General features: G+C 59.0%; 21 protein-coding genes. 5 read left to right on the forward strand and 16 right to left on the reverse strand.

Annotated elements, in window-relative coordinates; translation table 11 throughout:
- Positions 1 to 58: 58 nt before the first annotated feature.
- The 16 genes from LEPTO7104_RS0112080 to nifB all read right to left on the reverse strand — a co-directional run bounded on the left by LEPTO7104_RS0112080 (position 59) and on the right by nifB (position 15,822).
- The gene (locus LEPTO7104_RS0112080) at positions 59 to 328 is read right to left on the reverse strand and encodes a hypothetical protein (RefSeq protein ID WP_017298837.1); all 270 of its coding nucleotides are present in this window, start codon (positions 326 to 328) and stop codon (positions 59 to 61) included.
- Positions 325 to 1,137 carry a HesA/MoeB/ThiF family protein gene (locus LEPTO7104_RS0112085; protein ID WP_017298838.1) on the reverse strand — a complete coding sequence of 271 codons (813 nt, stop codon included), beginning with the start codon at positions 1,135 to 1,137 and terminating at the stop codon, positions 325 to 327. Before LEPTO7104_RS0112085 ends, LEPTO7104_RS0112080 begins: the two co-directional genes overlap by 4 nt.
- Before the next feature lie 162 nt (positions 1,138 to 1,299).
- Positions 1,300 to 1,617, reverse strand: coding sequence for a nitrogenase-stabilizing/protective protein NifW (nifW, locus tag LEPTO7104_RS0112090; RefSeq protein ID WP_017298839.1), 318 nt, complete (start codon positions 1,615 to 1,617; stop codon positions 1,300 to 1,302).
- The gene (locus LEPTO7104_RS0112095) at positions 1,614 to 1,835 is read right to left on the reverse strand and encodes a CCE_0567 family metalloprotein (protein WP_026072627.1); all 222 of its coding nucleotides are present in this window, start codon (positions 1,833 to 1,835) and stop codon (positions 1,614 to 1,616) included. The genes nifW and LEPTO7104_RS0112095 overlap by 4 nt, the downstream gene beginning before the upstream one ends.
- A gap of 89 nt (positions 1,836 to 1,924) precedes the next feature.
- A complete protein-coding gene (locus LEPTO7104_RS0112100) occupies positions 1,925 to 2,416 on the reverse strand; it encodes a NifX-associated nitrogen fixation protein (protein WP_017298841.1) in 492 nt (163 codons plus the stop codon).
- Entirely contained in the window at positions 2,413 to 2,850 is a 438-nt protein-coding gene (gene nifX / locus LEPTO7104_RS0112105) for a nitrogen fixation protein NifX (protein ID WP_017298842.1), read from the reverse strand. Before nifX ends, LEPTO7104_RS0112100 begins: the two co-directional genes overlap by 4 nt.
- Before the next feature lie 98 nt (positions 2,851 to 2,948).
- Positions 2,949 to 5,813, reverse strand: a complete 2,865-nt coding sequence (locus tag LEPTO7104_RS38205) for a bifunctional nitrogenase iron-molybdenum cofactor biosynthesis protein NifEN (protein ID WP_017298843.1) — start codon at positions 5,811 to 5,813, stop codon at positions 2,949 to 2,951.
- A gap of 159 nt (positions 5,814 to 5,972) precedes the next feature.
- Positions 5,973 to 6,299: a Mo-dependent nitrogenase C-terminal domain-containing protein gene (locus LEPTO7104_RS0112120; protein WP_017298845.1), complete on the reverse strand. Its 327-nt coding sequence runs from the start codon at positions 6,297 to 6,299 to the stop codon at positions 5,973 to 5,975.
- Positions 6,300 to 6,430: 131 nt separating this feature from the next.
- Positions 6,431 to 6,727 carry a nitrogen fixation protein NifZ gene (locus LEPTO7104_RS0112125; RefSeq protein ID WP_017298846.1) on the reverse strand — a complete coding sequence of 99 codons (297 nt, stop codon included), beginning with the start codon at positions 6,725 to 6,727 and terminating at the stop codon, positions 6,431 to 6,433.
- 115 nt (positions 6,728 to 6,842) lie between these two features.
- Complete coding sequence (nifK, locus tag LEPTO7104_RS0112130) at positions 6,843 to 8,417, reverse strand: nitrogenase molybdenum-iron protein subunit beta (protein WP_017298847.1); 1,575 nt, start codon at positions 8,415 to 8,417, stop codon at positions 6,843 to 6,845.
- Between the two features lie 142 nt (positions 8,418 to 8,559).
- A complete protein-coding gene (gene nifD, locus LEPTO7104_RS0112135; RefSeq protein ID WP_017298848.1) occupies positions 8,560 to 10,005 on the reverse strand; it encodes a nitrogenase molybdenum-iron protein alpha chain in 1,446 nt (481 codons plus the stop codon).
- A gap of 126 nt (positions 10,006 to 10,131) precedes the next feature.
- Complete coding sequence (nifH, locus tag LEPTO7104_RS0112140; protein WP_017298849.1) at positions 10,132 to 11,004, reverse strand: nitrogenase iron protein; 873 nt, start codon at positions 11,002 to 11,004, stop codon at positions 10,132 to 10,134.
- Positions 11,005 to 11,247: 243 nt separating this feature from the next.
- A complete protein-coding gene (nifU, locus tag LEPTO7104_RS0112145) occupies positions 11,248 to 12,210 on the reverse strand; it encodes a Fe-S cluster assembly protein NifU (RefSeq protein WP_017298850.1) in 963 nt (320 codons plus the stop codon).
- Positions 12,211 to 12,383: 173 nt separating this feature from the next.
- On the reverse strand, positions 12,384 to 13,577 hold the full coding sequence (nifS, locus tag LEPTO7104_RS0112150; protein ID WP_017298851.1) for a cysteine desulfurase NifS: 1,194 nt from the start codon (positions 13,575 to 13,577) through the stop codon (positions 12,384 to 12,386).
- A gap of 259 nt (positions 13,578 to 13,836) precedes the next feature.
- Positions 13,837 to 14,232 (reverse strand): 4Fe-4S binding protein, encoded by a 396-nt coding sequence (locus tag LEPTO7104_RS0112155; protein ID WP_017298852.1) that lies wholly within the window; start codon positions 14,230 to 14,232, stop codon positions 13,837 to 13,839.
- 111 nt (positions 14,233 to 14,343) lie between these two features.
- Positions 14,344 to 15,822, reverse strand: coding sequence for a nitrogenase cofactor biosynthesis protein NifB (gene nifB, locus LEPTO7104_RS0112160; RefSeq protein ID WP_017298853.1), 1,479 nt, complete (start codon positions 15,820 to 15,822; stop codon positions 14,344 to 14,346).
- 1,438 nt (positions 15,823 to 17,260) lie between these two features.
- Here nifB and cysE point away from each other — a divergent pair.
- From cysE to nifT, 5 genes are all read left to right on the forward strand, one after another.
- Entirely contained in the window at positions 17,261 to 17,992 is a 732-nt protein-coding gene (gene cysE, locus LEPTO7104_RS0112170) for a serine O-acetyltransferase (RefSeq protein ID WP_017298855.1), read from the forward strand.
- 199 nt (positions 17,993 to 18,191) lie between these two features.
- Positions 18,192 to 18,356: a hypothetical protein gene (locus LEPTO7104_RS40055; RefSeq protein WP_155523611.1), complete on the forward strand. Its 165-nt coding sequence runs from the start codon at positions 18,192 to 18,194 to the stop codon at positions 18,354 to 18,356.
- A 94-nt stretch (positions 18,357 to 18,450) separates the two neighbouring features.
- Positions 18,451 to 19,590 carry a homocitrate synthase gene (gene nifV / locus LEPTO7104_RS0112180; protein ID WP_017298857.1) on the forward strand — a complete coding sequence of 380 codons (1,140 nt, stop codon included), beginning with the start codon at positions 18,451 to 18,453 and terminating at the stop codon, positions 19,588 to 19,590.
- Between the two features lie 421 nt (positions 19,591 to 20,011).
- The gene (locus tag LEPTO7104_RS0112185; protein WP_017298187.1) at positions 20,012 to 21,010 is read left to right on the forward strand and encodes an IS110 family transposase; all 999 of its coding nucleotides are present in this window, start codon (positions 20,012 to 20,014) and stop codon (positions 21,008 to 21,010) included.
- A 129-nt stretch (positions 21,011 to 21,139) separates the two neighbouring features.
- Positions 21,140 to 21,343: a putative nitrogen fixation protein NifT gene (gene nifT, locus LEPTO7104_RS0112190; protein ID WP_017298858.1), complete on the forward strand. Its 204-nt coding sequence runs from the start codon at positions 21,140 to 21,142 to the stop codon at positions 21,341 to 21,343.
- The last annotated feature ends 68 nt before the right edge of the window (positions 21,344 to 21,411 follow it).

Consider the following 21,411-nt stretch of genomic DNA (forward strand, 5'->3'; position numbering starts at 1 on the left):
CAGGTAGTTGTCAAATCCATCAGGCGTTGGCCGTAACCCACCGGGGAGCATTTCGCCTTCAGGGAGGGTTTCGGCACTGGTGGCGCAGCAAACAAAACTTGGGGCAGCTGGGTTTGAGGACGCGATCGCTCGGCAGGCAACTTGGATAAACGATCAGCGCCGTGAGAACGACCATTTTCAGGGCCATAGGGGCGGCCACCAGACCGGCCAGAACGCAAACTAGGGCCAGCGTGAAGCCAAACAGACGATTGAAGTCATCGGTGTGGCGTTGGCCATAGCGCCAGAGGGCAAAGGCCAGGGCTATCCAGGTCAGGGCCAGCCAGGTCATAGGGCACCGCAGAGCTCGGCGGTGGGAAAGGGGAGGTCGATCAGGCGATCGGACAGCGGGTGCTGCGAGATGGAGCCACATACAGCACAGTGGGGGTCGTGGTAGGGGCGGCGCTTGGCAAATTCGGCCTGGGCCAAATCCATGGTCAGCAGCTGCCCCAATAGCGGCTCGCCCAATCCGGTAATTAGCTTGATTGCCTCCAGGGCGGCCAGGCAGGCCAGGGTGCCAGAGACGGCCCCCAGTACCCCAAAACCCCAGCGATCCCAATCGGGCTTTTCTGGGAAAATGCAGCTGAGGCAGGGGGTGCGCCCCGGCACGATGGTGGTGAGGTAGGCTTCCATGCCGTTCATGGCGGCCTCGACCATGGGCTTGCCCCAGCGCACGCAGGCGGCGTTGAGCAGGTCGCGCTCGTTGAAGTCAAAGGCGCAGTCGAGGGCAATATCGGCCCGCTGCACCAGGGCATCGATGTTGTCGGCGGTGACGTATTCGCACACCGCTTCAACCTCGATGTCGGGGTTGAGGGCTTGCAGGGTTGCCTGGGCCTTGAACACCCTGGGTTTACCGACCCAGTCATCGGTCATCAGCACCTGGCGGTTGAGGTCATCTCGCTGGAGGTTGCCGCCGCGCACCAGGATCAGTTTGCCGACCCCAGCAACGGCCAGATACAGGGCGGCAGTGCCCCCCAGCCCACCCACCCCGGTGACCAGGGCCGTGGTGTTTTTGAGCTTGAGCTGACCCGTTTCACCTAAACCGGGCAGCATGATTTGGCGACGGTAGCGATCGATTTCGGTGGGCGTTAGCTGAGCCACGGCATCCTCACAAGATAGTTGGGCGTTGGCAGCATCCCCTCCTGGGAGGGGTGCCCGCAGGGCGGGGTGGGCTGGTCTAGCGCAAAGAGCAATTTTCGAAGCCGGGTGGGTTTTACCTGGATCGGTTGACCCACCCCTGCCCCTCCCAGGAGGGGATTAGGATCACTCCACCTCAATGTCGGAGAGCAGAACGACGTTTTTGGGCTTGTCTTGGAAGACTTTGAACAGCTTTTGTTCAACGGAGCTAGAGGTGACAAACAGGTCGTAGGCATTGCGCAGTTCACGGCTGTAGGCCGCCAGCACTTCGGCTTCGCTCTGGCTTTTATCAACCGCCTGCACCAGCTGAGAGAACTTGCGCAGAATGTGCAGGCGGTTGATATTTACAACCTGGGGGTCGTAGCTGAGGCCAAAGAATTCGAGATACTCTTCGGCATCTTTGAGCTGGTTGAACTGGGCTAGGGATAGAGTTGCGGTCGTCATTGGGCGGCCTCCAGGGTTTTGAGTTGTTGTTTCAGGTCACGGAGCTGGATGTAGATGTCGTAGGTTTTAGCGGCGGCTTCGGGCAGCTGGTCCAGGTCGTGGGGAAGGCCTTCGGCAATGTCGTGAAGGTCCATCTTCATTTGACCGGCTTTGCTGTTGAGCTTTTTGATCTGCTGCTTGAGCGCTTCGATGTCGGGGGGTGTGGTGATTGTGGTCATAGGCGAATGGGGAGCAGGGGAGAGGGGGAGCAGGGGAGGGGGGGAGCAGGGGGGCAGGGGGACAGGGGAAATTTTGAAGTCAAACATCTCTACACATCAGCGACGTCGGGAAATCGCTGCGCCAGTTCGATGCCTTTTTGCACTAGCTTTTCGCCGTCTTCGTTGAGTTTTTCGAGGGAGGCAAAGCCGAAGCGCTGGGCATCGCGCAGGGTTTTGGAGACGAGCAGGAGGCGACCGGAGAAGATTAAGGCCCAGCCAAAGCCTTCGTGGCTGAGGTCGATGACGACCTGAGACAACAGGCCCGATTCTTCTTCGATGCGGTAGGCGATCGCCCGATAAAATGCCATAATCCGGCTTTGGGTAATCGGGTCGACGTCGCCATCGACAGAAATTTCACGCTTTTGGGCTTTACTGAGCACGTAGGGCTTGAGCAGCAGCTCATCGGCCCAGTTGCGGTAGGTGCCGTAGGGGTCGTTGGCGCGAATCTGCTGCACGATCGCCTTCAGAAACGGCGCATTGTCGATGATGAGGGCGTTTTCAAAGGTATTTTGCAGGGCGGGGGCGGCTTGAGCGGGGCTCATACGAGTAATTCCTCTTCGATGGTTTCTAGTTCGTCGTCAAAGCTGCTATCTGGCTGAGGGGGCTGGCTCTTTTGCAGGGCCTTACGCAACCAGGGGGGCGGGCTGCCGTTGAGGGTCTGCACCAGCCGGGTCAGCACATCTCGAATCTCGTCGGCCTCGGTCTGGGCCTTGATCGGGGTCACGTTTTTGCGAATCAGCCGGGCGGCGGCACTGCCCCCAATCGCCGAAACGTAGACAATGGTGCAGTCTTCCAGGGCTTTGACCTTGGGCTCTAGCTTGTCTTCGTTGCCGTCTTCCTTGAGATCACCAGCGAATTCCAGGGTTTCTAAAAAGCGGTAGCCTTTGGTGTCAACGTCGTAGACATCGATACGCTTAGACCAGCCAAAGTGAGCGTTGATGTGTTTGGAATCTCTGGTGGTGAATGCAACTTTCATGGGTAGTCTCCTTTTGTAAGTGCAAGGGGGGCCAATGGGCCAGGGAGCAGGGGAGTGTAGAAGTCAGAGCAACGTCTCGAAGAGTGGAAGCAGAGACATTAATCGCCCCCCCTCTCCTCATCTCCCCATCCCCCCATCTCTTCCTGCCGCCAGCTATGCACCAGCGCGTGGGCCTTCTCTTCGTCGGCCGCCATAAACAGGTTGCCGATGTCGAACAGCAGCTGGGTGGTGCCGTCGTAGCCCACGGTGCAGCGGCGACCGTTGCCGAGGCGATCGAACACCGGAAAGCCCAGGCGGTAGAGGGGAATGTCTAGCTTTTTCGCCAGGGCTTTGAGGTTGGAGTTGCCAATCAGCAGGTCGGCCCCCTGGGCGAGTTCGGCGAAGTCCTCCAGGTCGCCGAGGGTAACGGTGTCAATGGGCAGGTCTTTCAGCAGCTGGGATTTGGTGGTGGTGACGGCGGCGTGGACCTCGGCCCCGGTGGTTTTGAGCCACCAGGCGATCGCATAGAGCAGATCCGGCTCCAGGGCCAGGGCCACCCGCTTGCGGCCAAAGAAAAAGTGGGTATCTAGAATGGCATCCTGAAGCTGCTGGCGCTGGTGCTGATATTTTTCGGGCACGGGCTGGCCGCTGATCACGGCGAGCTGATGCACAAAGCGATCGACCTCGGCTAGCCCGGTGAGGCTGTTAAACACGGCAAACTCAGTGCCGAAACGCTGCTGCAAAATCTCGGCGGCGGTGGTCATGGTGTGGCCGATCGCCAGGGTAAAGCTGGAATGGTGCAGCGATCGCAGTTCATCTACGCTCGTGCCGCCGCTGGTCACGGCGCTGTAGTCGTCGGCCAGGTGGCCATCCAGCGAGGCCGACAGGTCGGGCAGCACCACCGGCTTGAGGTTAAAGGCGCGGACCATGTCCTTCACCGCCTGCACATCGGCCGGTGCCAGGGATGGCCCCGCCAGCACCGTCACCTGAAACCGCGCGGTAGGAGCTGGGTGAGGATAGAACGGGTCAGCCTCCAGGGAATCAAGATCCAGATCATTCAGGTCATTTGCAGAGCCGATGGGAATATCTCGCACCAGGGCTTCCACGGCGGCGGCGTAGCCGTCCTGGAGCGCGCCTTTGAAATCGGGGGTGGAGGCGAAGGCGATCGGCAGGTTGGCCAACTCGGGTTGACGCTGGCGCAGGGTGCGCAAAATGCCTTCCATGTCGTCGCCGCGGGTTTCGGTCAGGCCCGTGGTGCAGAGGCCGATGATCTCGGGCTTGGCCTTCTCCAGCAGCGTCAGCATCGCTGTTTCAACGTTGTCTTCACCGCCCAGGATCGTCGTCACCTCGGTCATGGCAGTGGTGGAGAGGGGAATGGCTTCGCGGAAGTGGCGCACCAGCATCACCTTGGCGAAGGCGGTGCAGCCCTGGGAACCGTGGAACAGCGGCATAATGCCCTTGATGCCCAGGTAGGCGAGGGCGGCACCGAGGGGCTGGCTTTGTTTGAGGGGGTTGACGGCGATGGCCTTGCGGCGAGAGAGAACCTTTGTGGGAGCTGGGGGGCCAGGGGGCAGGGAGGCGGTTGGGGCTGTTTGTTCCCCTGCTCCTTCGCTCCTCTGCTCCCACGGCGCAACCTGCCGCACCTGCTGCCAAATCGGGCTATGCAGCGCTTCATCCAGCTCTTTCGCCATCTCGATCATGCCGAGGTAGCCGGCGTAGGGGTGGTGGCGCTCCTGGTTGATGTCGAGGAAGGGGATGCGGGCTTTGAGGGCGGTGTACTGGTTGCGGCCCCCGGCGATCAGCATGTCGGCGTTGGTTTTGGCGATTACTTTCAGCAGCTCCTGGGCGTTGCCTTTTTGCAGCATGATGCCGTCTTTGCCCAGCAGGGTTTTGATCCGGGCTTTGTCTTCTTCGGTGCTCTTTTTGGTGCTGGTGGCCACGACTTCGATGCCCAGGTCATTGGCGGCGGAGATGATTGACCAGCTCTTGACTCCGCCCGTGTAGAGCACCACCCGCTTGCCCTGGAGGCGCTGGCGGTAGGGGGCCAGCTGGGCCTGGAGGGTGGCGGTCTCTTGGGCAATCAGGGCTTCGACCCGGGCCATCAGGCTCCCATCGGCAAAGTGGGAGGCGATCGCCCGCAGCAGATTGTTCATATCCTCCACGCCGTAGATCGACGCTTCGATGTAGGGAATGCCGTAGCGCTCCTGCATCTTGTGGGCCATGTTGATCAGCGCCTTGGAGCAGATCATCACGTTGAGCCTGGCGCGGTGGGCGTAGGTGATCTCCCGGTAGCGGGCATCGCCGGTAATCTTGGCCAGCACCCGAATGCCCAGCTTCTCCAGCAGCGGCGTTACGCCCCACATTTCCCCGGCGATGTTGTACTCGCCGATCAGGTTGATGTCATAGGGGGTGGTGTAGTCGGGCTCGCCCGTGCCGACGACGTACTCCAGCAGAGCCTCGCCGCCGATGCGGTTGCCCAGGTTTTTGCTGCCCACAAAGCCGGGGGAACTGACCGGAATGACGGGAATCTCGAATTTCTCGCTGGCGGCTCTGCACACCACCTCCAGATCGTCGCCAATCAGCGCCGTGACGCAGGTGAGGTAGACGAACACGGCGGCGGGGCTGTAGCGCTCCTTGACTTCGTGGATCGCCTTGTAGAGCTTCTTTTCTCCGCCAAAGATAATGTCGTTTTCGCTCAGGTCGGTGGTGAACCCCATTTTGTAGATCATCGGTCCCGACGAAAGGCTGCCCCGGCTGCCCCAGGAGTTGCCCGCACAGGCGATCGGGCCGTGCACCAGGTGGGCCACATCGGTGATCGGCACCAGAGCAATGCTGGCTCCGTCGAAGGCGCATCCTCCCTGGGCCGCACCGGGCTGGGCCTGCTGCTGGCAGGCTTTGTTTTTGCCCTTCTCGCCTTTTTTGTGATTGTGCTCACAGCCCGGCTGGGTTAGGAGTTCGTTGATTTTGCCAGAGGTCATTTTCATGGCGATGTGGGGAGGGAGGGGGCAGGGGAGCGGAGGGGCGTGGGGGCGTGGATGGGTGGGGGCGTGGATGGGTGGGCGGGTGGATGGGTGGGCGGGTGGATGGGGAGATGAGGGAGAAACGGTAGGGTGCATTCGCGAAGCAATGCACCATTTCCGAGGTCAGCAGATGTAGCGAGTCACGTCCTCGCCGCAGTCGTCGGCCAGGTGGCTCAGCGACCGAAACCGCAGACCCACCAGCTCGTTGTAAACCGGGTTGAGTTCGCACAGGGCGGGGATTTGCACCGTGCGGCCCAAGAGAGAAATGTCGCGCTCAAAGGGGCAGCAGCAGGGGATGACGCGGCAGAGCAGGTGGGCAAGGCGGCGATCGCTCACCTCAATCTGATCGATCCAGCGCCGCAGGGGATTCCAGATATCGGAGCCAGTCTGCTGCCGAGGGACAGGTAGCGAGTGAATATGCGGATGGGAGGAGTCGGTGAGGAGTGCCATGGGTCGGCCTCAAATTTCAGGATGTCGGGGCTGTTGAGATGGGGATGCTTTCTGCGTTATGAGCCTGGTGCATCGCTGTGCGGATGCACCCTACGGGTTGGGGGAGCGGGATTGAACAATCCAAAATCGCCTCACCAGTCTTCTTGCTCAATTAGGGGTTTGTAGTCTTCGTCGATTAGCTCCAGCTCGCGGCTCAGGCAGCCGACCACAAAATTGCTTTCGAGAAAATGGACTGAGTAAATGTAGGCCCGCTGCAGGTAAGTGCCAATGCCGACGACGTAGCCAATATCGCCCTTCTTAGCCAGGTGGAAGCCGATGTCTTTGCCGGGAAAGGTGCCATCGTTGCGGAGCACTTTGCGGGTGCGAACGCGGCTGCCCATATCGAATAGGGGGGGACTGTCGAGTTCAATCTCTTCAGAGAGTTTCATGGCGAGAGGAAAAGTGAAGGGTGAAGAGCGGAATGCTGGGGGGCTGGGGAGAAGGGGGGCTGGGGAGAAGGCAGACTTGCTCCCTCGCTCCCCTTCTCCCTCGCTTCCTTTCCTCCTAGCGGATCAGGTCAAAGGAGATGTCCGTCTTGGCGGGCACGATGGTCTTGCGATCGAGTTCATCCAGAATGGTGTTAATAATCCAGTTGAACTGATTGATCGCGCCCTGGTAGCCCAGGGTGGGGTAGCGGTGCATGTGGTGGCGATCGAAGATCGGGTAGCCGATTCGCACCAGGGGAGTGTGGGTGTCGCGCCACAGGTACTTGCCGTAGGAGTTGCCGATCAGCAGATCGACGGGCTCGGTGAACATCAGCGATCGCAGATGCCACAGATCCTTTTTGCCCCAGATGGTGGCCGCCTGGCCGTAGGGGCTGTTGGTCAGCACTTCGCGCAGCTCGGCCTCAAAGTCGGCGTTGCTGTTGGTGACCACGATGTGGACGGGCTCGGCTCCCATTTCCAGCAAGAACTGGGTAATGCCAAACACGTGGTCGGGGTCGCCGTAGAGGGCAATGCGCTTGCCGTGAATCCAGGCCTGGGAGTCGGTCAGAGCATCTACGGCGCGGCCCCGCTCGGCTTGCAGTTCCTGGGGAATGGCTTTGCCGGTGATGGCGGAAAGGGCCATCAAAAACTCGTCGGTGCCCTTGATGCCAAAGGGGCGGAAGTTGTAGGTCTTTTGGCCCCACTCCTTGGCGATGTACTCCTGGGTTTTGGGGGTGGTGTACTTCTGCAAGAAAATGCTGCCTTCGGCATTGATCGAGTCGGCGGCTTCCTCCAGGGTGGTGAGGCCGTTATACATCTTGAATTCGCCCGTGTTGGGAGAGTCAAAGGTGTCGGAGTTGTCCGACAGGATGGTGTAGTCGATGCCGAACAGGCCCAAAATCCGCTTCAGCTCGCGGATATTGCCCACGTAGGGGTCAAAGCCCAGGTTGAAGTTGAACTTGCCGTTGGTGGTGGCGGCCTTTTTGCCTTCGGTCAGCGTCTTGAGGATGCTGATCAGCATGTTGTCGTAGCCGGTAATGTGGGAGCCGACAAAACTGGGGGTGTGAGCGGCAGGAACCGGCAATTCCTGCGGAATCAGCGCTTCGTTCTTGGCGGTTTGAATAAACGCACCAATGTCATCGCCAATTACCTCGGCCATGCAGGTGGTGCAGAGGGCAATCATCTTGGGCTTGTATAGCTCGTAGGCGTTTTCCAGGCCCTGCTTCAGGTTGCTGAGGCCGCCAAACACCGCCGCATCTTCCGTCATCGAAGAAGACACCGCCTGGAAGGGCTCTTTGTAGTTGCGGGTCAGGTGGGTGCGGAAGTAGGCGACGCAGCCCTGGGACCCGTGGCTGTAGGGCAGAGTGCCCTCAAAGCCCGAGGCCACAAACAGCGAACCGAGCGGCTGGCAGGCCTTGGCCGGGTTAATGGTGAGGGCTTCGCGGGCGAAGTTCTTTTCCCGGTAGTCCCAGCCTTTGGTCCATTCAGCGGTCTCGGCCACTACATCGCGATCGTGGGCACCTTCAAACTGGCGCTTGTACTCAAATAGGGCCTGGTACTGGTCTGTGTGGAACAGGTCAAAGTGGTCTTGAATCTTTTGGGGATTCTCCGCCCCACAGGGGGTCGGGATGGTGTTTTCGTCGTTCTGAGTCATGACTGTCTCCTTGGGAGAGGATGAGGGGTAGGGTTTGAGTAGAGGGTGGAGGGCGGCGGGGCTGGGGGGCTGGGGGGCGACAGGGCTGGGGGATGCACTACCCTTGCTCCCTCTCTCCCTAGCTCCCCCTCTCCCGTGCTTTCTAGCTATTCCACGGTGCGTTGACCAAGCCCCAGGTGGGGTTATTCACGGCCATGTCCATGTCGCGGGCGAAGACTTCAAAGCCTTCGTAGCCGTGGTAGGGGCCGGAGTAATCCCAGGAGTGCATCTGGCGGAAGGGCAGGGCCATTTTCTGGAAGACGTACTTCTCTTTGATGCCAGCGGCGATCAGGTCTGGCTTCAGCTGCTTGGCCAGTTCTTCAAACTCAAAACCGCTGACGTCGTCGTAGATGACGGTGCCTTCGTCGACATACTCGGCGGTGCGCTTGTAGTCGTCGCCGTGGCCGAACTCGTAGCCGGTGCCGATCACCTTCATACCCAGGTCTTCGAAGGCGGGAATGACGTGGCGGGGGCGCAGACCGCCGACCATCATCATCACTTGCTTGCCCTCCAGGCGGGAGCGATATTTCTCGACGATCGCATCCATGCGGGGCTGGAAGCTGGCGATTACCGCTTCTGCTTTGGCCTGAATGGTCTCGTCAAACTGGGCCGCAATCTTGCGCAGCGACTTGGCGATCTGGGTGGGGCCAAAGAAGTTGTACTCTAGCCAGCCAATACCGTACTTCTCTTCCATGAAGCGGCAGATGTAGTTCATGGAGCGGTAGCAGTGGATCAGGTTAAGCTTGGCCAGGGGGGTCATCACCACTTCGTTGAAGGTGCCATCGCCAGAGAACTGGCAGATGACGCGGAGGCCGATCGCCTCCAGCAGCATGCGGCTGGGCCAGGCGTCGCCGCCGATGTTGTAGTCGCCGATGATGTTGACATCGTAGGGGCCGGGCTCGTAGCCTTCGGGCAGCTGGCGGTACTCATCGGCCTTGGGCAGCACCCAGTCGCGCACGGTGTCGTTGGCGATGTGGTGACCGAGGGATTGAGACACGCCCCGGAAGCCTTCGCAGCGCACGGGCACCACGGGCTTGCCGTATTCCTTGGCTTTCTTCTTGGCGACGGCTTCAATGTCGTCGCCAATCAGACCCACCGGACATTCCGACTCAATCGTGGTGCCTTTGCTGAGGGGGAAAAGCACTTCCAGTTCGTCGATCAGCTTGTCGAGTTTTTTGTCGCCGCCAAAGACAATGTCGCGCTCCTGGAAGTCGGAGGTGAACTGCATGGTGCCAAAGGTGTCGACCCCGGTGGTGCCGATGTAGTAGTTGCGGCGGCCCGACCAGGAGTAGTAGCCGCAGCCGACGGGGCCGTGGCTGATGTGGATCATGTCTTTGACCGGGCCCCAGACTACACCCTTGGCCCCTGCATAGGCACAGCCACGGGTGGTCATTACGCCGGGAACAGACTTTTTGTTGGATTTGACACCGCAGTCGGAAGCGCCTTCTTCGGTCACATTCAGGTGCTTGGAGCGGCTCTTTTTAGCTTTGTCGGGGTACGCCTCCAGGACCTCCTGGACGAGCGCTTTTCTGTCTTCTACGGTAGTCATGGTGCCCTCTTGGGTAGGGTGGATGGGGGGATGGAGAGATGGGGAGATGGGGAGAGACCGGGTTTCTGCTGGGTTAGGCGATCGCCTAGGGTAATGACCTAGAAACCCGGTTTTGAGCGCGAGGGGTTAGACGGCAACTACGGCTTTATCCGCAGCCAGGGCCTTCTCGTACTCTTCGTCACCATTCAGCAGGCCGAACTCAACCAGCAGATCTTCCAGTTCGTCCATGGAGATGGGCGTGGGAATGACCAGGTTCTTGTTGTCTTCGATCTTGCGGGCCAGGGTGCGATATTCCTCGGCCTGCTTGCTGTCGGGGGCGTACTCAATCACCGTCATGCGGCGCAGTTCGGCGTGCTGCACGATGTTGTCGCGGGGCACGTAGTGGATCATCTGAGTGCCCAGACGGGCGGCCAGGGTTTCGATCAGGTCGATTTCCCGGTCTACGTTGCGGCTGTTGCAGATCAGGCCGCCCAGGCGCACCCCGCCGGAGTGGGCGTACTTGAGAATGCCTCGGGCGATGTTGTTGGCCGCGTACATGGCCATCATTTCGCCGGAGCAGACGATGTAGATTTCCTGGGCTTTGCCCTCCCGAATGGGCATGGCAAACCCGCCGCAAACCACGTCTCCCAGCACGTCGTAGGAGACGAAATCGAGGTCTTCGTAGGCGCCTTCTTCTTCCAGGAAGTTGATGGCGGTGATGATGCCCCGACCGGCGCAGCCCACCCCGGGCTCTGGGCCGCCCGACTCAACGCACTTGACGTTTTTGTAGCCGGTGAGCAGCACTTCTTCGAGTTCCAGGTCTTCGACTGCGCCGCGCTCGGCGGCCAGGTGCAGAATGGTGGTTTGGGCTTTGCTGTGCAGCATCAGACGAGTGGAGTCGGCCTTGGGGTCACAGCCGACGATCATGATCCGGTTGCGATCGGCCATCCCGGCGATGGTGTTCTGGGAGGTGGTCGATTTGCCGATGCCGCCTTTTCCGTAAAATGCAATTTGTCGCATGGGTGGATTTCTCCGTGGTGTATAGGGTTTTGAGCTGAACAAGGGTGAGAGGAAACCAGAATTCAGGAGTCACGAGACAGGTGTGGGTGTTGAACTCTGGAAGGCTTTTGGGTCAAGGCTGCGGGGCAGGGCGGGGGCGATCGCCCGAAATGGAGGGGGTTGGGGGGAGTCATGGGATTGGGGGCGTGGGGGCGTGGGGGCATGGGGGCGTGGGGGCGTGATCTTGCTTACTCCATCACCCCGTCACCCCCCGACCTCTTGAACAACGAGTGTCGGCAAAACCAAATCCTTCAATTTCGCCTCGATCGCATACTTGAGCGTGGCGTTGCTGCTGGCGCAGGAGCCGCAGGCCCCCTGGAGCTTGACCAGCACGCGATCGCCCTCGACATCGTGGAGCTGCACATCGCCGCCGTCGGCGATCAGCAGGGGGCGAATTTCGCTGTCTAGCACCTGCTGAATCAGAGTGATCTTTTGAATGTTGGTGAGGATGGGTAGAGGCAGGGGGGCGACGGCGCTAGGGAGCGGAGGGGCAGCGGTCACAACCTGCTCCCCTGCTCCCCTGCTCCCCTGCTCCTCCGCGATCGCAGTTTTTACCGCCACTGCCGCCACCGCCAGTTCCTGCTGCACCTCGGCGATCAGGTCTTCAATATCGGCCAGGCAAGAGCTACAGCCGCCGCCTGCCTTCACATAGTTGGTCACCTGCTCCACGGTGGTCAGGTGGTTGTCGCGAATGACGCGCTTGATGCGGGGCTCGGTGACGCCGTAGCACTTGCAGATCAAGGTGCCTTCGTCGTCGTCATCGTGGTCAGCCACGGCAATGCCGCGATACTTGTAGATGGCGGCTTCCAGCGCCTCCTGCCCCATCACCGAGCAGTGCATTTTGGCCTCGGGCAGGCCACCCAAAAAGTCGGCAATGTCATGGTTGGTGATCTGCAGCGCCTGATCCAGGGTTTTGCCCTTGATGATTTCGGTCAGGGCCGACGAAGATGCGATCGCGCTGGTGCAGCCAAAGGTCTGAAACCGGGCATCCAGAATTTTCTCCTGGTCTTCTTTAATCTTTAGGTGCAGCCGCAGGGCGTCGCCGCAGGCAATGCTGCCCACTTCGCCAAACACCACGGCCACACCGGGTTCTGCTGCGGGCTCGATCGTGCCCTGGTTAACGGGGTTGTAGAACAGGTCGAGGACTTTATCGGTGTATTCCCACATGGCGGTTTCGGGGGGTGAGGGATAGGGGCGAGGGAGTGGATGGGTGGATGGGTGTAGGGGTGTAGGGGTGTAGGGGTGTAGGGGTGGATGGGTGTAGGGGTGGATGGGTGTAGGGGTGGATGGGTGTAGGGGTGGATGGGTGTAGTAGGGCGAACAGCGTTCGCCCTACGTGGTTAATGGGCTAAAGCAACATCCCGTTCCTGCAACCAGTCAGCCTGGTCATTGTTAAAGGGCGACAGAGCGCGCAGGCGATCGACGATGCCCGGCATGACGCTGAGCACTTCGCGCACGTCGGCTTCGGTGGTGTACCGCGACAGGCTGAAGCGAATAGAGCCGTGCAGGATGGTGTAGGGCAGGCCCATGGCGGTCAGCACATGGGAGGGGTCCAGCGATCCCGAGGTGCAGGCGGAGCCGGAGGAGGCGCAGATGCCGTGCTTGTTGAGCATGAACAAAATGGCTTCCCCTTCGATGTATTTGAAGCCGATGTTGACGGTGTTGGGCAGGCGGGTGGTGCCGCCGCCGTTGACCGATGTATCGGGGATGGTGGCGAGAATGCCGTACTCCAGCATGTCGCGCAGCTCGGCCTCGCGTTTGACATTGCCTAGGTGGCTCTGGGCCAGTTCGGCGGCTTTGCCCAGGGCGACAATGCCCGGCACGTTGTGGGTACCGGCCCGGCGACCGCGCTCCTGGTGGCCGCCCAGCAAAAAGGGCCGGAAGCGGAAGCCCTTGCGCACGTAGAGGGCACCGACTCCCTTGGGGGCGTGGAGCTTGTGGCCCGACAGGGTGAGCAGGTCGATCGCGCTGGTGCTCAGGTCGATGGGTACTTTACCCACCGCCTGCACCGCGTCGACGTGGAAGCTAGCGCCGTATTCCTTTGCGATCGCCCCCACCTGCTCCACCGGAAAGATCACCCCGGTTTCGTTGTTGGCGTACATGGTGGTGACCAGGGCGGTGCCGCCCGTCATCGCCGCTTCTAGCTCCATCAGGTCGAGCTGGCCGCGCCCGTCCACCGACAGATAGGTGACGCGGTAGCCCTTCTTCTCCAGCAGCTTGCACACGCTGAGAATGGCCGGGTGCTCCACCGCCGTGGTGACGATGTGGCGCTTCTCAGGCTGGGCGGCCAGGGCGGCCTGAATCGCGGTGTTGTTGCCCTCGCTGCCGCAGCTGTTGAAGATAATTTCGGTGTCTTCAGCACCCAGCAGCGCCGCCACTTGTTCCCGGGCATCCTGTATCGCCGCCCCTACCTGGCCGCCAAAGCTGTGCATCGACGAGGGGTTGCCGTATAGCTCGCTCAAGTAGGGCAGCATCGCGTCCAGAACTGCGGGGTCAATCCGAGTCGTGGCGTTGTTGTCGAGATAAATGACCATTGATCGTCTCCGCGTTTGGGGGGAAGGGGATGGGGGAGCAGGGGAGTGGGGGAGATGGGGAGTGGGTGGGTGGGAGGGTGGATAGGTGGGAGGGTGGATGAGGGAGATGGGGGAGGTGGGGGAGAAGCTGCAGGGTGGGTTAGGCCAGAGTTAAATTAGGCGAGTGTCAAGAAAATTAAGTATTGGCCGTAACCCACCGGGGAGCATTTCGCCTACAGGGAAGGGAAGCAGCTTTAGAGTCCAAAATCCAAAACTCTCCCTAGCTCCCCTGCCCGCCGGCGCAAACTTCGGGGTTGTACTGGGCTTGCAGGCTCTTGAGACTTTGGGAGTAAGCATCAAACCACCGCCGCCAGTAGCTCGACTGAGGGGAAGCCTTGAGCCGCTCTAACAGGCTGGTATAGGTGGCAAACCAGGAATCCCAGTAGTCCGCCGTGGCGTCTGAGTTGGTGGTCAGGGCACCGGCGGTCAGCGGCACACAGCCCTCGTTGGTGGGGCACACCGCCCAGCACTGGGGCACGCCATGGGAACCTTTGCACTGGGTGCAGCGGTTCACGGCAATCCAAAACGCTGTGCCGTTGGTTTGAATGGCTCCGGTGGGGCAGGCCGAGAGGCAGCGCTGACAACTAATACAGTTACGGGTGATGGTGTAAGACATAGCCGGGTTCCTCGTTATTAGGGTGTCCAGGCAGGGGAGCAGCGGAGCGATGGAGCAGGGGGGTAGAACAGCTTCATAGGAAATTAGAAAGTGCCCTAGCCCCTCCGTGCCCTAAGCCGTCAACACATGCTCGTCGTAGAAATGGCGGGCCACGGTCTCGATCACGTCGTAGGCTTCTACCACCGTCAGGCCTGCTTTTTGCAGTTCCTTTTGGGGGCAGGGGCCAACTTTCGCCGCCAGAATGGCTCTGCAATCGGCGATGGTGCGAATGATGCCCTCCAGCGCCGCCTCTTCGCCGTAGCCGCCCTGGCAGTAGTCGGCGACCTTGCGGTGGCCAATGAACTTGGCTTCCGTGGCATCCACTTCGTAAATCATGAATTCCTTGGCGTGACCGAAGTGCTGGTTCACCAGCCCGCCGCCCTTGGTAGCCACCGCAACGAGCACCTTGGGAGAATCTGGAACAGCATGGATGCCGGAAACAGCGGCCTGTTTCTTCTCCGCCACCGCAGCCCGAGTCTGCTCAATGCTGAGATGAACGGCCTGGCGGGTTTCCAGGCTGTAGTCCGCCGACATTTCCATGAACTTCTCTTTGGTGAATTCCTGGCTGCGGTCTTCGCCTAAGAGGCCCACGGCGTCAGCGCGGCACTGGCGGCAGTGGCGCATCAGCTTCATATTGCCGGAGCACTTGTCTTGAACAGCTTTCAGCTCCCTGGGGTTGGGGCCGCGCTGGCCGTTCAAGCCAAAGTAGGTGCCGTGCTCCGGGGCCGAGATCAGGGGCATGATGTTGTGCAGAAACGCCCCCCGCTCTCGGATTGCAGCGTTCACTTCCGGCATGTGCTCATCGTTGACGCCGGGAATGAGAACCGAATTGACTTTGCAGAGAATGTCGGCTTCTTGCAGGGCCTGCAAGCCTTCCATCTGCCGCTCGTGAAGAATTTTGACCCCTTCAATGCCCCGGTAGCGCTTGCGGCGGTAGTGCACCCAGGGGTAGATTTTTTCGCCAATTTTAGGGTCCACCATATTGAGGGTGATGGTGACGTGATCGACGTTGAGGGCTTTGATGCGATCGACATAATCGGGCAGCATCAGCCCGTTGGTCGACAGGCAGAGTTTGATATCGGGGGCCTGCTCGGCAATTAGCTCAAAGGTGCGGAAGGTTTTCTCGGGGTTGGCCAGGGGGTCACCGGGGCCAGCAATGCCCAGCACCGTCATTTGGGGAATTTTGCCCGCTACAACAAGGACTTTGTGGGCGGCTTCCTCGGGGGTGAGCAGTTCGCTGACCACGCCGGGACGGCTTTCGTTGGCGCAGTCGTACTTGCGGTTGCAGTAGTTGCACTGGATGTTGCATGCGGGGGCTACGGCAACGTGCATGCGGGCGTAGTGGTGGTGGGCCTCTTCGCTGTAGCAGGGGTGCTTTTCGATGCGGGCCTGCATGGCTTCGCTGAGTCCCGTAGCCGCATCGTTTTTGGTGCTACAGCCACAGTCACCGCCAGACTTTTTCACCTTAACTTGGGTTTTGGTCAGGGTAATGTCCAGCTCGGGCGTCGCAGCAGGCGCGGAAGCAAGGGCAGTGAATGGCGGTGGCGTCATGGGTTTGGGGGGGTAAAGGGCAAAGCTTCAAGCAGCGGGGGAAGGGTTAAGCAACTGGACAAACCAACTCAGACCATTTGAAGAAGAACTGAATTTTGCCTTGGGATTTATTCACCACACCTGCCCAAATTAGAAAGAGCGGCGCTGCATTGTCTGCATCAAACCTGTAAGCCCAGGTGGAGGGGTTCTAAGTCTGCCTACTGGGCAGAAGAACTGATTTTTTGATGACTGCAACGCAACGCCGAAGGGTTTGGAGAGTGTGGTTAAACAATCCGATAAACCGAACCGTGGCAAGCTCCAGCGCAATTTTTAGGTATACAGGTGGGGAATGCGTCCGTTGCTCTTCGGAAGAATATAGGGACGATCCAATCAGCAGATAGGCCTGAAATCGCTCTGGAGCTGAGCAGGCTGCGATCGAAAAGACAAATCATCGCTGGTTTAATCTCTGCCCGACCCAAAGGTGTAGTCTTTCCTGTTGGAAATACATTTTGGAAGCTGGGCTTGAGATCGGTTTGCTCTAGCTGAGCCAAAGCTGATGACGTGCTTTCCGAACAACCTCAAAGATTCGGCGCTCGGCGTTGAAAGAGTTATAGCAACCCTTCTCAAAAAGCCTGGAGTCGGTGCGGAGATAGGGTTTATTGAATGATTAGCGGTGTACTCAAAGGCCAAAACCCTTGAAAACCAAGACTCTATTTTTTTTTACAGGATAGGGGGGCTAGCCTTTTCAAGGCCAGCGGCTGGTATTTACTCACCCCTGCCCGGTGCTTCTGGCTTTACCCTAATGACTTACCAGGCAAAGCATTGGTGCTTTTGAAACAGCGTTTTGAGTACAATTTCTTGAGTACTCAAATTAGGCCACTTTGATAATTTTGATACAAAAGAGAATAGGTCATTTAGGGCTTAAAAAAATATTCTGTATCGGATTTTTCACTTTTATTTTTCAAAGGTTGCAAACGCTACGGTTTTTTGTTAAGTATTGCAAATAGATAGGATTGGGGGTGAAATGGTGCTGATTTTAGAGTCGCCAGGTCGTTGCTTTGCCCAATTTTGCCTTTGTTAAGGATTGCTGAATCAAACAGGGTTTGTTTTGCAAAATCGGCTACACTTTCTTTGTGAGAGTATGGATCTGAGGCTAAACCTCCTGGGGCCTGAGTACAGGCAGCTCTGTTTTCTCAGGATCGGCAAAATGGCCTCATGTGCTGCGCTGACAGGGCTTTTCCCTGAGTACATATTGCTCGTACCCAGGGGCCGAAATGACTGTACCTATGCCGCAAAATACCTGTACCCCATCCCTAAAGTATTTTTTAACCCTTGAAAACTCGTCATTTTAAGGGTTGAGTACAGGGCTAATAGTTCTAGTAATTCGGATTTGAACTCGGCGATCGCCTGGTTCAAATCCCTATTGCTATAAGCAGGGAAACGCAGCCCCCACGGTGCCATGTCCCTATCCCTGCTTAGGTTTTCTGTTCAACGCTGGCTGCCCTCCTTTGAGGTTCTGGGCCAGCGGCTGCCGCTGATTGAAGATTTTGCCATTATCTTTAAGCGCGATCCGGCGGCCCGCAACTGGCTAGAGGTGCTGTGCTGCTATCCGGGTTTACACGCGATCGCCGCCCACCGCCTGGCCCACTGGCTCCACAACCGCGATGTAGCCTTCTTGCCCCGGTTTATCTCGCACCTGTCACGGCTGTTTACCGGCATTGAAATTCACCCCGGCGCCCGCCTGGGCAAGGGTGTCTTCATTGACCACGGCATGGGGGTGGTGATTGGAGAAACCGCCATCGTCGGCGATTACACTCTGGTTTACCAGGGGGTAACCCTGGGCGGCACCGGCAAAGAAACCGGCAAGCGCCACCCCACCGTAGGCAGTCGGGTGGTCATTGGCACCGGCGCAAAAATCCTCGGCAACATCCAGGTTGGTGACTTTGCCCGCATCGGTGCAGGCTCGGTTGTATTGAAGGATGTACCGGCCAATTGCACCGCCGTCGGCATTCCCAGCCGCAATGTGTGCCGCTGCAATACCACATTGGCCCCTCTGGACCACAATCAGCTGCCCGATGCCGATGCCCAATCCCTGCGCCTGGTGATAGATCGCATTGAAGCCCTGGAAGCGCAAGTTAAAGCCCTATCTCGCCCATCCCCTGCATGCCTGGAGCGTTCTTCCCATGCATAAGTCTGCCTCTGTCTCTCCACCCTGGGAGCGCCTTGTCTCCGCACCGCACGAGGGTCGAAGCCCTGCCCTGTGGGGCGATCGCCCGTCAACCTGGCAGCACACTTGAAAAGCCAAAAATTCCCTGTATCGGCCCCACGGGAAGCCCCCCGCGAGTCGATATCAACTCCGCTTTTGTCTCTTTCTTTAAGGAACTACCCCCATGCTTTCTACCTTGACCATCGTTGGCTTCATCTTTTCTCTGGCCTGGGTACAGCAAATTTTCTTGAATCGAATTATTGCCTCCGATCAGGCCTATCTCAAAGAACTGGCGGCCAAGCAGCACGAAGCAAGAATCCAGGCTCTCCTCCACCGCTCCCCTTCCTAGCCATCTCCTCCACGCCCCCACGCCTCCACGCCCCCACGCCCCCTCTCCCCCTCTCCCCCTCTCCCCCACGCCCCCCACCCCCCCAAAATCCGCCATGACACCCCCACCCTCGATCTACATCAACGACACCACCCTGCGCGACGGCGAACAGGCGGCCGGTGTGGCCTTTGGACTAGACGAAAAAGTTGCGATCGCTAAGTTTCTCGACGCCATTGGTGTGCAAGAACTTGAGGTTGGCATTCCCGCCATGGGGCAAGATGAAGCCAGAGCCATTCGCGCGATCGCTGACCTCGGCCTCAACGCCCATCTGCTGGGCTGGAACCGCGCCGTCCTAGCCGATATTCAGGCCTCCATCCACTGCGGTCTGAAGCGCGTCCACATTTCCATTCCCGTATCCGACATGCAGATCCAGGTGAAATTTCAGGGTCGCTGGGCCAAAATGCTGGAGCACCTGCGAGATGCGATCAACTTTGCCCGCGACCACGGCTTGGAGGTCAGCGTCGGGGGCGAAGACAGCTCCCGTGCCGACGAAACCTTTCTCATCGATGCCGCCCAGTTTGCCCAGGAATGGGGAGCCTTTCGGTTTCGCTTCTGCGACACCGTAGGCATCCTCGACCCCTTCACTACCTTTGAAAAAGTGCAAAGACTGGTCAATTCCCTCCAAATTCCCGTCGAAATGCACACCCACAACGACCTGGGCCTGGCTACCGCCAACGCTCTGGCTGGCATTCGCGCTGGCGCCGCCTCCGTCAACACCACGGTCAACGGGCTGGGAGAGCGGGCCGGAAACGCGGCGCTGGAGGAAGTCGTCATGACCCTGAAGCAGATCTACGGCATCAAAACCGGCGTGCAGACCCAGCACTTTCTAGAACTGTCTCGCTTTGTCGCCAAGGCCGTAAACTGCCCGGTGCCCCCCTGGAAAGCCATCGTCGGCGAAAATACCTTCGCCCACGAATCGGGCATTCACGCCCACGGCATTCTGCAAAATCCCAGCACCTACGAACCCTTTGACCCCAAAGAAGTCGGCAGTCAGCGCCGCCTGGTCGTCGGTAAGCACTCTGGGCGGAGCCTGCTCAACACAGTTCTCCAGAACTACGGCATCCAGCTCGACGCCGATCGCAGTCAATCGCTCTTGAATGCCGTGCGCGATCGCTCCACCCAGCTCAAGCGCAGCCTTACCCCCGACGAACTGCTGACCCTCACCGCCGACGCAGCGATCGCCATGCAATGTTGAGAAGTGGGTACAGCTTCTCCAATACCGCGCAACGCCCTCCAACAGGTTTACCGCCCATCCCTAAATTTTCAACCCCCAACCCAATAAACCTACAACCTAACCCACCCTTTAACTCTCCCCCACGCCCTCCGGCGGGTTACGGCCCATCCCCAACTTTTCCAGCCCGTAGCCCAAGGAACCTACGGCCTAACCCACCCTTGTATGTAAGGTTTGGCCCAAAATAGACCTAGGAGTGACTCTGGACGCACCCTAAAGCCCTTTGGAGCTTGCTATGTAGAACAAGAGCCTCCCCCTTTCATTGACCTAGATTGCCGCCAGCAGACTGGACAGTATATTAGGGAGTCCTGAGATTCCCAAGCTGGATAACAAGGATAGCGCTGAGAGCGATCTGCCCCCTTGCCGTCATCAGGAGTATCGAACCATGACTCAAAACCTGATTCCCGTTGGCATTGATGTGAGCAAAGCCACCTTACATGTGGCGATTCTATTTCCAGAGCGTGCCAAACCCCAGTATCAGACCTTTGATAACACCGAAGTGGGTTATGCCGCCTTGCAGGCGTGGTTAATCGAGGCCGGGGTGAAGACGGCCCATGTATGCCTAGAGGCGACCAGTATATATGGCCATGGTGTAGCGACAGCGCTCCACCAGCAGGGCTACCGGGTCAGCATTGTCAACCCGGTGCGGATTCACGGCTACGCCAAAAGCCAACTCAAGCGCACCAAAGCTGATCGCCCTGATGCTACGCTGATTGCCCAGTTCTGCCGTGACCTCAAGCCCAGTGCCTGGCAACCGTCATCAGCGGACATCCAAACGCTACAAGAGTACACCCGCCGTCTCGATGCCCTCACCCACATGCTGACCCAGGAGAAGAACCGCTTGGCCATCAGTTCCGACGCGCTAAAGTCTGATATTCAAGCCCACATCACCTTCCTCGAAGCCCAGGTCAAGGCGTTAAAAAAGCAGCTGCGCAGTCATATCCAGAGCCATGAGCACTTGCAGGCCCAGGCGGACTTGCTGGTCTCCATCGTGGGCATCGGCCCCGATACCGCCGCCCGGCTGCTGGCTGAAATCGGCGATATTCATGCCTTTACCTCCGCTCGTCAGCTCGCTGCCTATGCGGGGTTAACGCCCCAAGAACATACCTCTGGCACATCAGTGCAGGGCAAAACCCGACTCTGCAAGATTGGCAATGCCCGCATGCGAAAAGCGCTGTATTTCCCGGCCATCGCCTTCCTGCGCCATGCCCGAGAACTTCACCCTTGGTGTGAGCGCCTAACGGCGGCGGGCAAAACCAAAATGGCGATTATCGGCGCTGCTATGCACAAGCTCATTCGTATCGTCTACGGCGTGTTGTCCTCAGGTCAACTCTACGATCCTGAAAAGCTGAAACCCCAAAAATCGGCCTTGGCTGTCCCTTGACGATCTCGGGCCAACACAGTATCTACAGCTCTCCCCATCTCCCCCATCTCCCCATCCGCCCCCCCACGCCCCACGCCCCACGCCCCCACGCCCCCACGCCCCACACCCCCATCCCCCAAGGAACCACCCATGAAAGTCATGCTCCACAGCGGCGAAAACGGCACCCTGATGGTTTACGTTCCCAAAAAAGACCTGGAAGAACATGTGGTCAGCCAAAACCGTGACGGCGACACCACCTTTGTCACCCTCGAAAACGGCTGGGAACTGTCCATTGACGGACTTGCCGAACCGCTGAAACTGCCCCAGACCGTCAACGCCAAACGGTTGAATTGAGCCCCAACAAAAACGCCATTCAGCCTTCAAAATCCCCTACCCCGCCGGAGCAAAATGCCCTCCTGCGG

The organism is Nodosilinea nodulosa PCC 7104, from assembly GCF_000309385.1.
GTDB classification, from domain to species: Bacteria; Cyanobacteriota; Cyanobacteriia; order Phormidesmidales; family Phormidesmidaceae; genus Nodosilinea; species Nodosilinea nodulosa.

What these genes read in the sequence shown, in the direction of transcription:
- LEPTO7104_RS0112080 (WP_017298837.1), bottom strand. Translation starts at nt 328, where the DNA reads ATGACCTGGCTGGCCCTGACCTGGATAGCCCTGGCCTTTGCCCTCTGG.
- nifW (WP_017298839.1), bottom strand. Translation starts at nt 1,617, where the DNA reads ATGACGACCGCAACTCTATCCCTAGCCCAGTTCAACCAGCTCAAAGAT.
- LEPTO7104_RS0112095 (WP_026072627.1), bottom strand. Translation starts at nt 1,835, where the DNA reads ATGACCACAATCACCACACCCCCCGACATCGAAGCGCTCAAGCAGCAG.
- LEPTO7104_RS0112100 (WP_017298841.1), bottom strand. Translation starts at nt 2,416, where the DNA reads ATGAGCCCCGCTCAAGCCGCCCCCGCCCTGCAAAATACCTTTGAAAAC.
- nifX (WP_017298842.1), bottom strand. Translation starts at nt 2,850, where the DNA reads ATGAAAGTTGCATTCACCACCAGAGATTCCAAACACATCAACGCTCAC.
- LEPTO7104_RS38205 (WP_017298843.1), bottom strand. Translation starts at nt 5,813, where the DNA reads ATGAAAATGACCTCTGGCAAAATCAACGAACTCCTAACCCAGCCGGGC.
- LEPTO7104_RS0112120 (WP_017298845.1), bottom strand. Translation starts at nt 6,299, where the DNA reads ATGGCACTCCTCACCGACTCCTCCCATCCGCATATTCACTCGCTACCT.
- LEPTO7104_RS0112125 (WP_017298846.1), bottom strand. Translation starts at nt 6,727, where the DNA reads ATGAAACTCTCTGAAGAGATTGAACTCGACAGTCCCCCCCTATTCGAT.
- nifK (WP_017298847.1), bottom strand. Translation starts at nt 8,417, where the DNA reads ATGACTCAGAACGACGAAAACACCATCCCGACCCCCTGTGGGGCGGAG.
- nifD (WP_017298848.1), bottom strand. Translation starts at nt 10,005, where the DNA reads ATGACTACCGTAGAAGACAGAAAAGCGCTCGTCCAGGAGGTCCTGGAG.
- nifH (WP_017298849.1), bottom strand. Translation starts at nt 11,004, where the DNA reads ATGCGACAAATTGCATTTTACGGAAAAGGCGGCATCGGCAAATCGACC.
- nifU (WP_017298850.1), bottom strand. Translation starts at nt 12,210, where the DNA reads ATGTGGGAATACACCGATAAAGTCCTCGACCTGTTCTACAACCCCGTT.
- nifS (WP_017298851.1), bottom strand. Translation starts at nt 13,577, where the DNA reads ATGGTCATTTATCTCGACAACAACGCCACGACTCGGATTGACCCCGCA.
- LEPTO7104_RS0112155 (WP_017298852.1), bottom strand. Translation starts at nt 14,232, where the DNA reads ATGTCTTACACCATCACCCGTAACTGTATTAGTTGTCAGCGCTGCCTC.
- nifB (WP_017298853.1), bottom strand. Translation starts at nt 15,822, where the DNA reads ATGACGCCACCGCCATTCACTGCCCTTGCTTCCGCGCCTGCTGCGACG.
- cysE (WP_017298855.1), top strand. Translation starts at nt 17,261, where the DNA reads ATGTCCCTATCCCTGCTTAGGTTTTCTGTTCAACGCTGGCTGCCCTCC.
- LEPTO7104_RS40055 (WP_155523611.1), top strand. Translation starts at nt 18,192, where the DNA reads ATGCTTTCTACCTTGACCATCGTTGGCTTCATCTTTTCTCTGGCCTGG.
- nifV (WP_017298857.1), top strand. Translation starts at nt 18,451, where the DNA reads ATGACACCCCCACCCTCGATCTACATCAACGACACCACCCTGCGCGAC.
- LEPTO7104_RS0112185 (WP_017298187.1), top strand. Translation starts at nt 20,012, where the DNA reads ATGACTCAAAACCTGATTCCCGTTGGCATTGATGTGAGCAAAGCCACC.
- nifT (WP_017298858.1), top strand. Translation starts at nt 21,140, where the DNA reads ATGAAAGTCATGCTCCACAGCGGCGAAAACGGCACCCTGATGGTTTAC.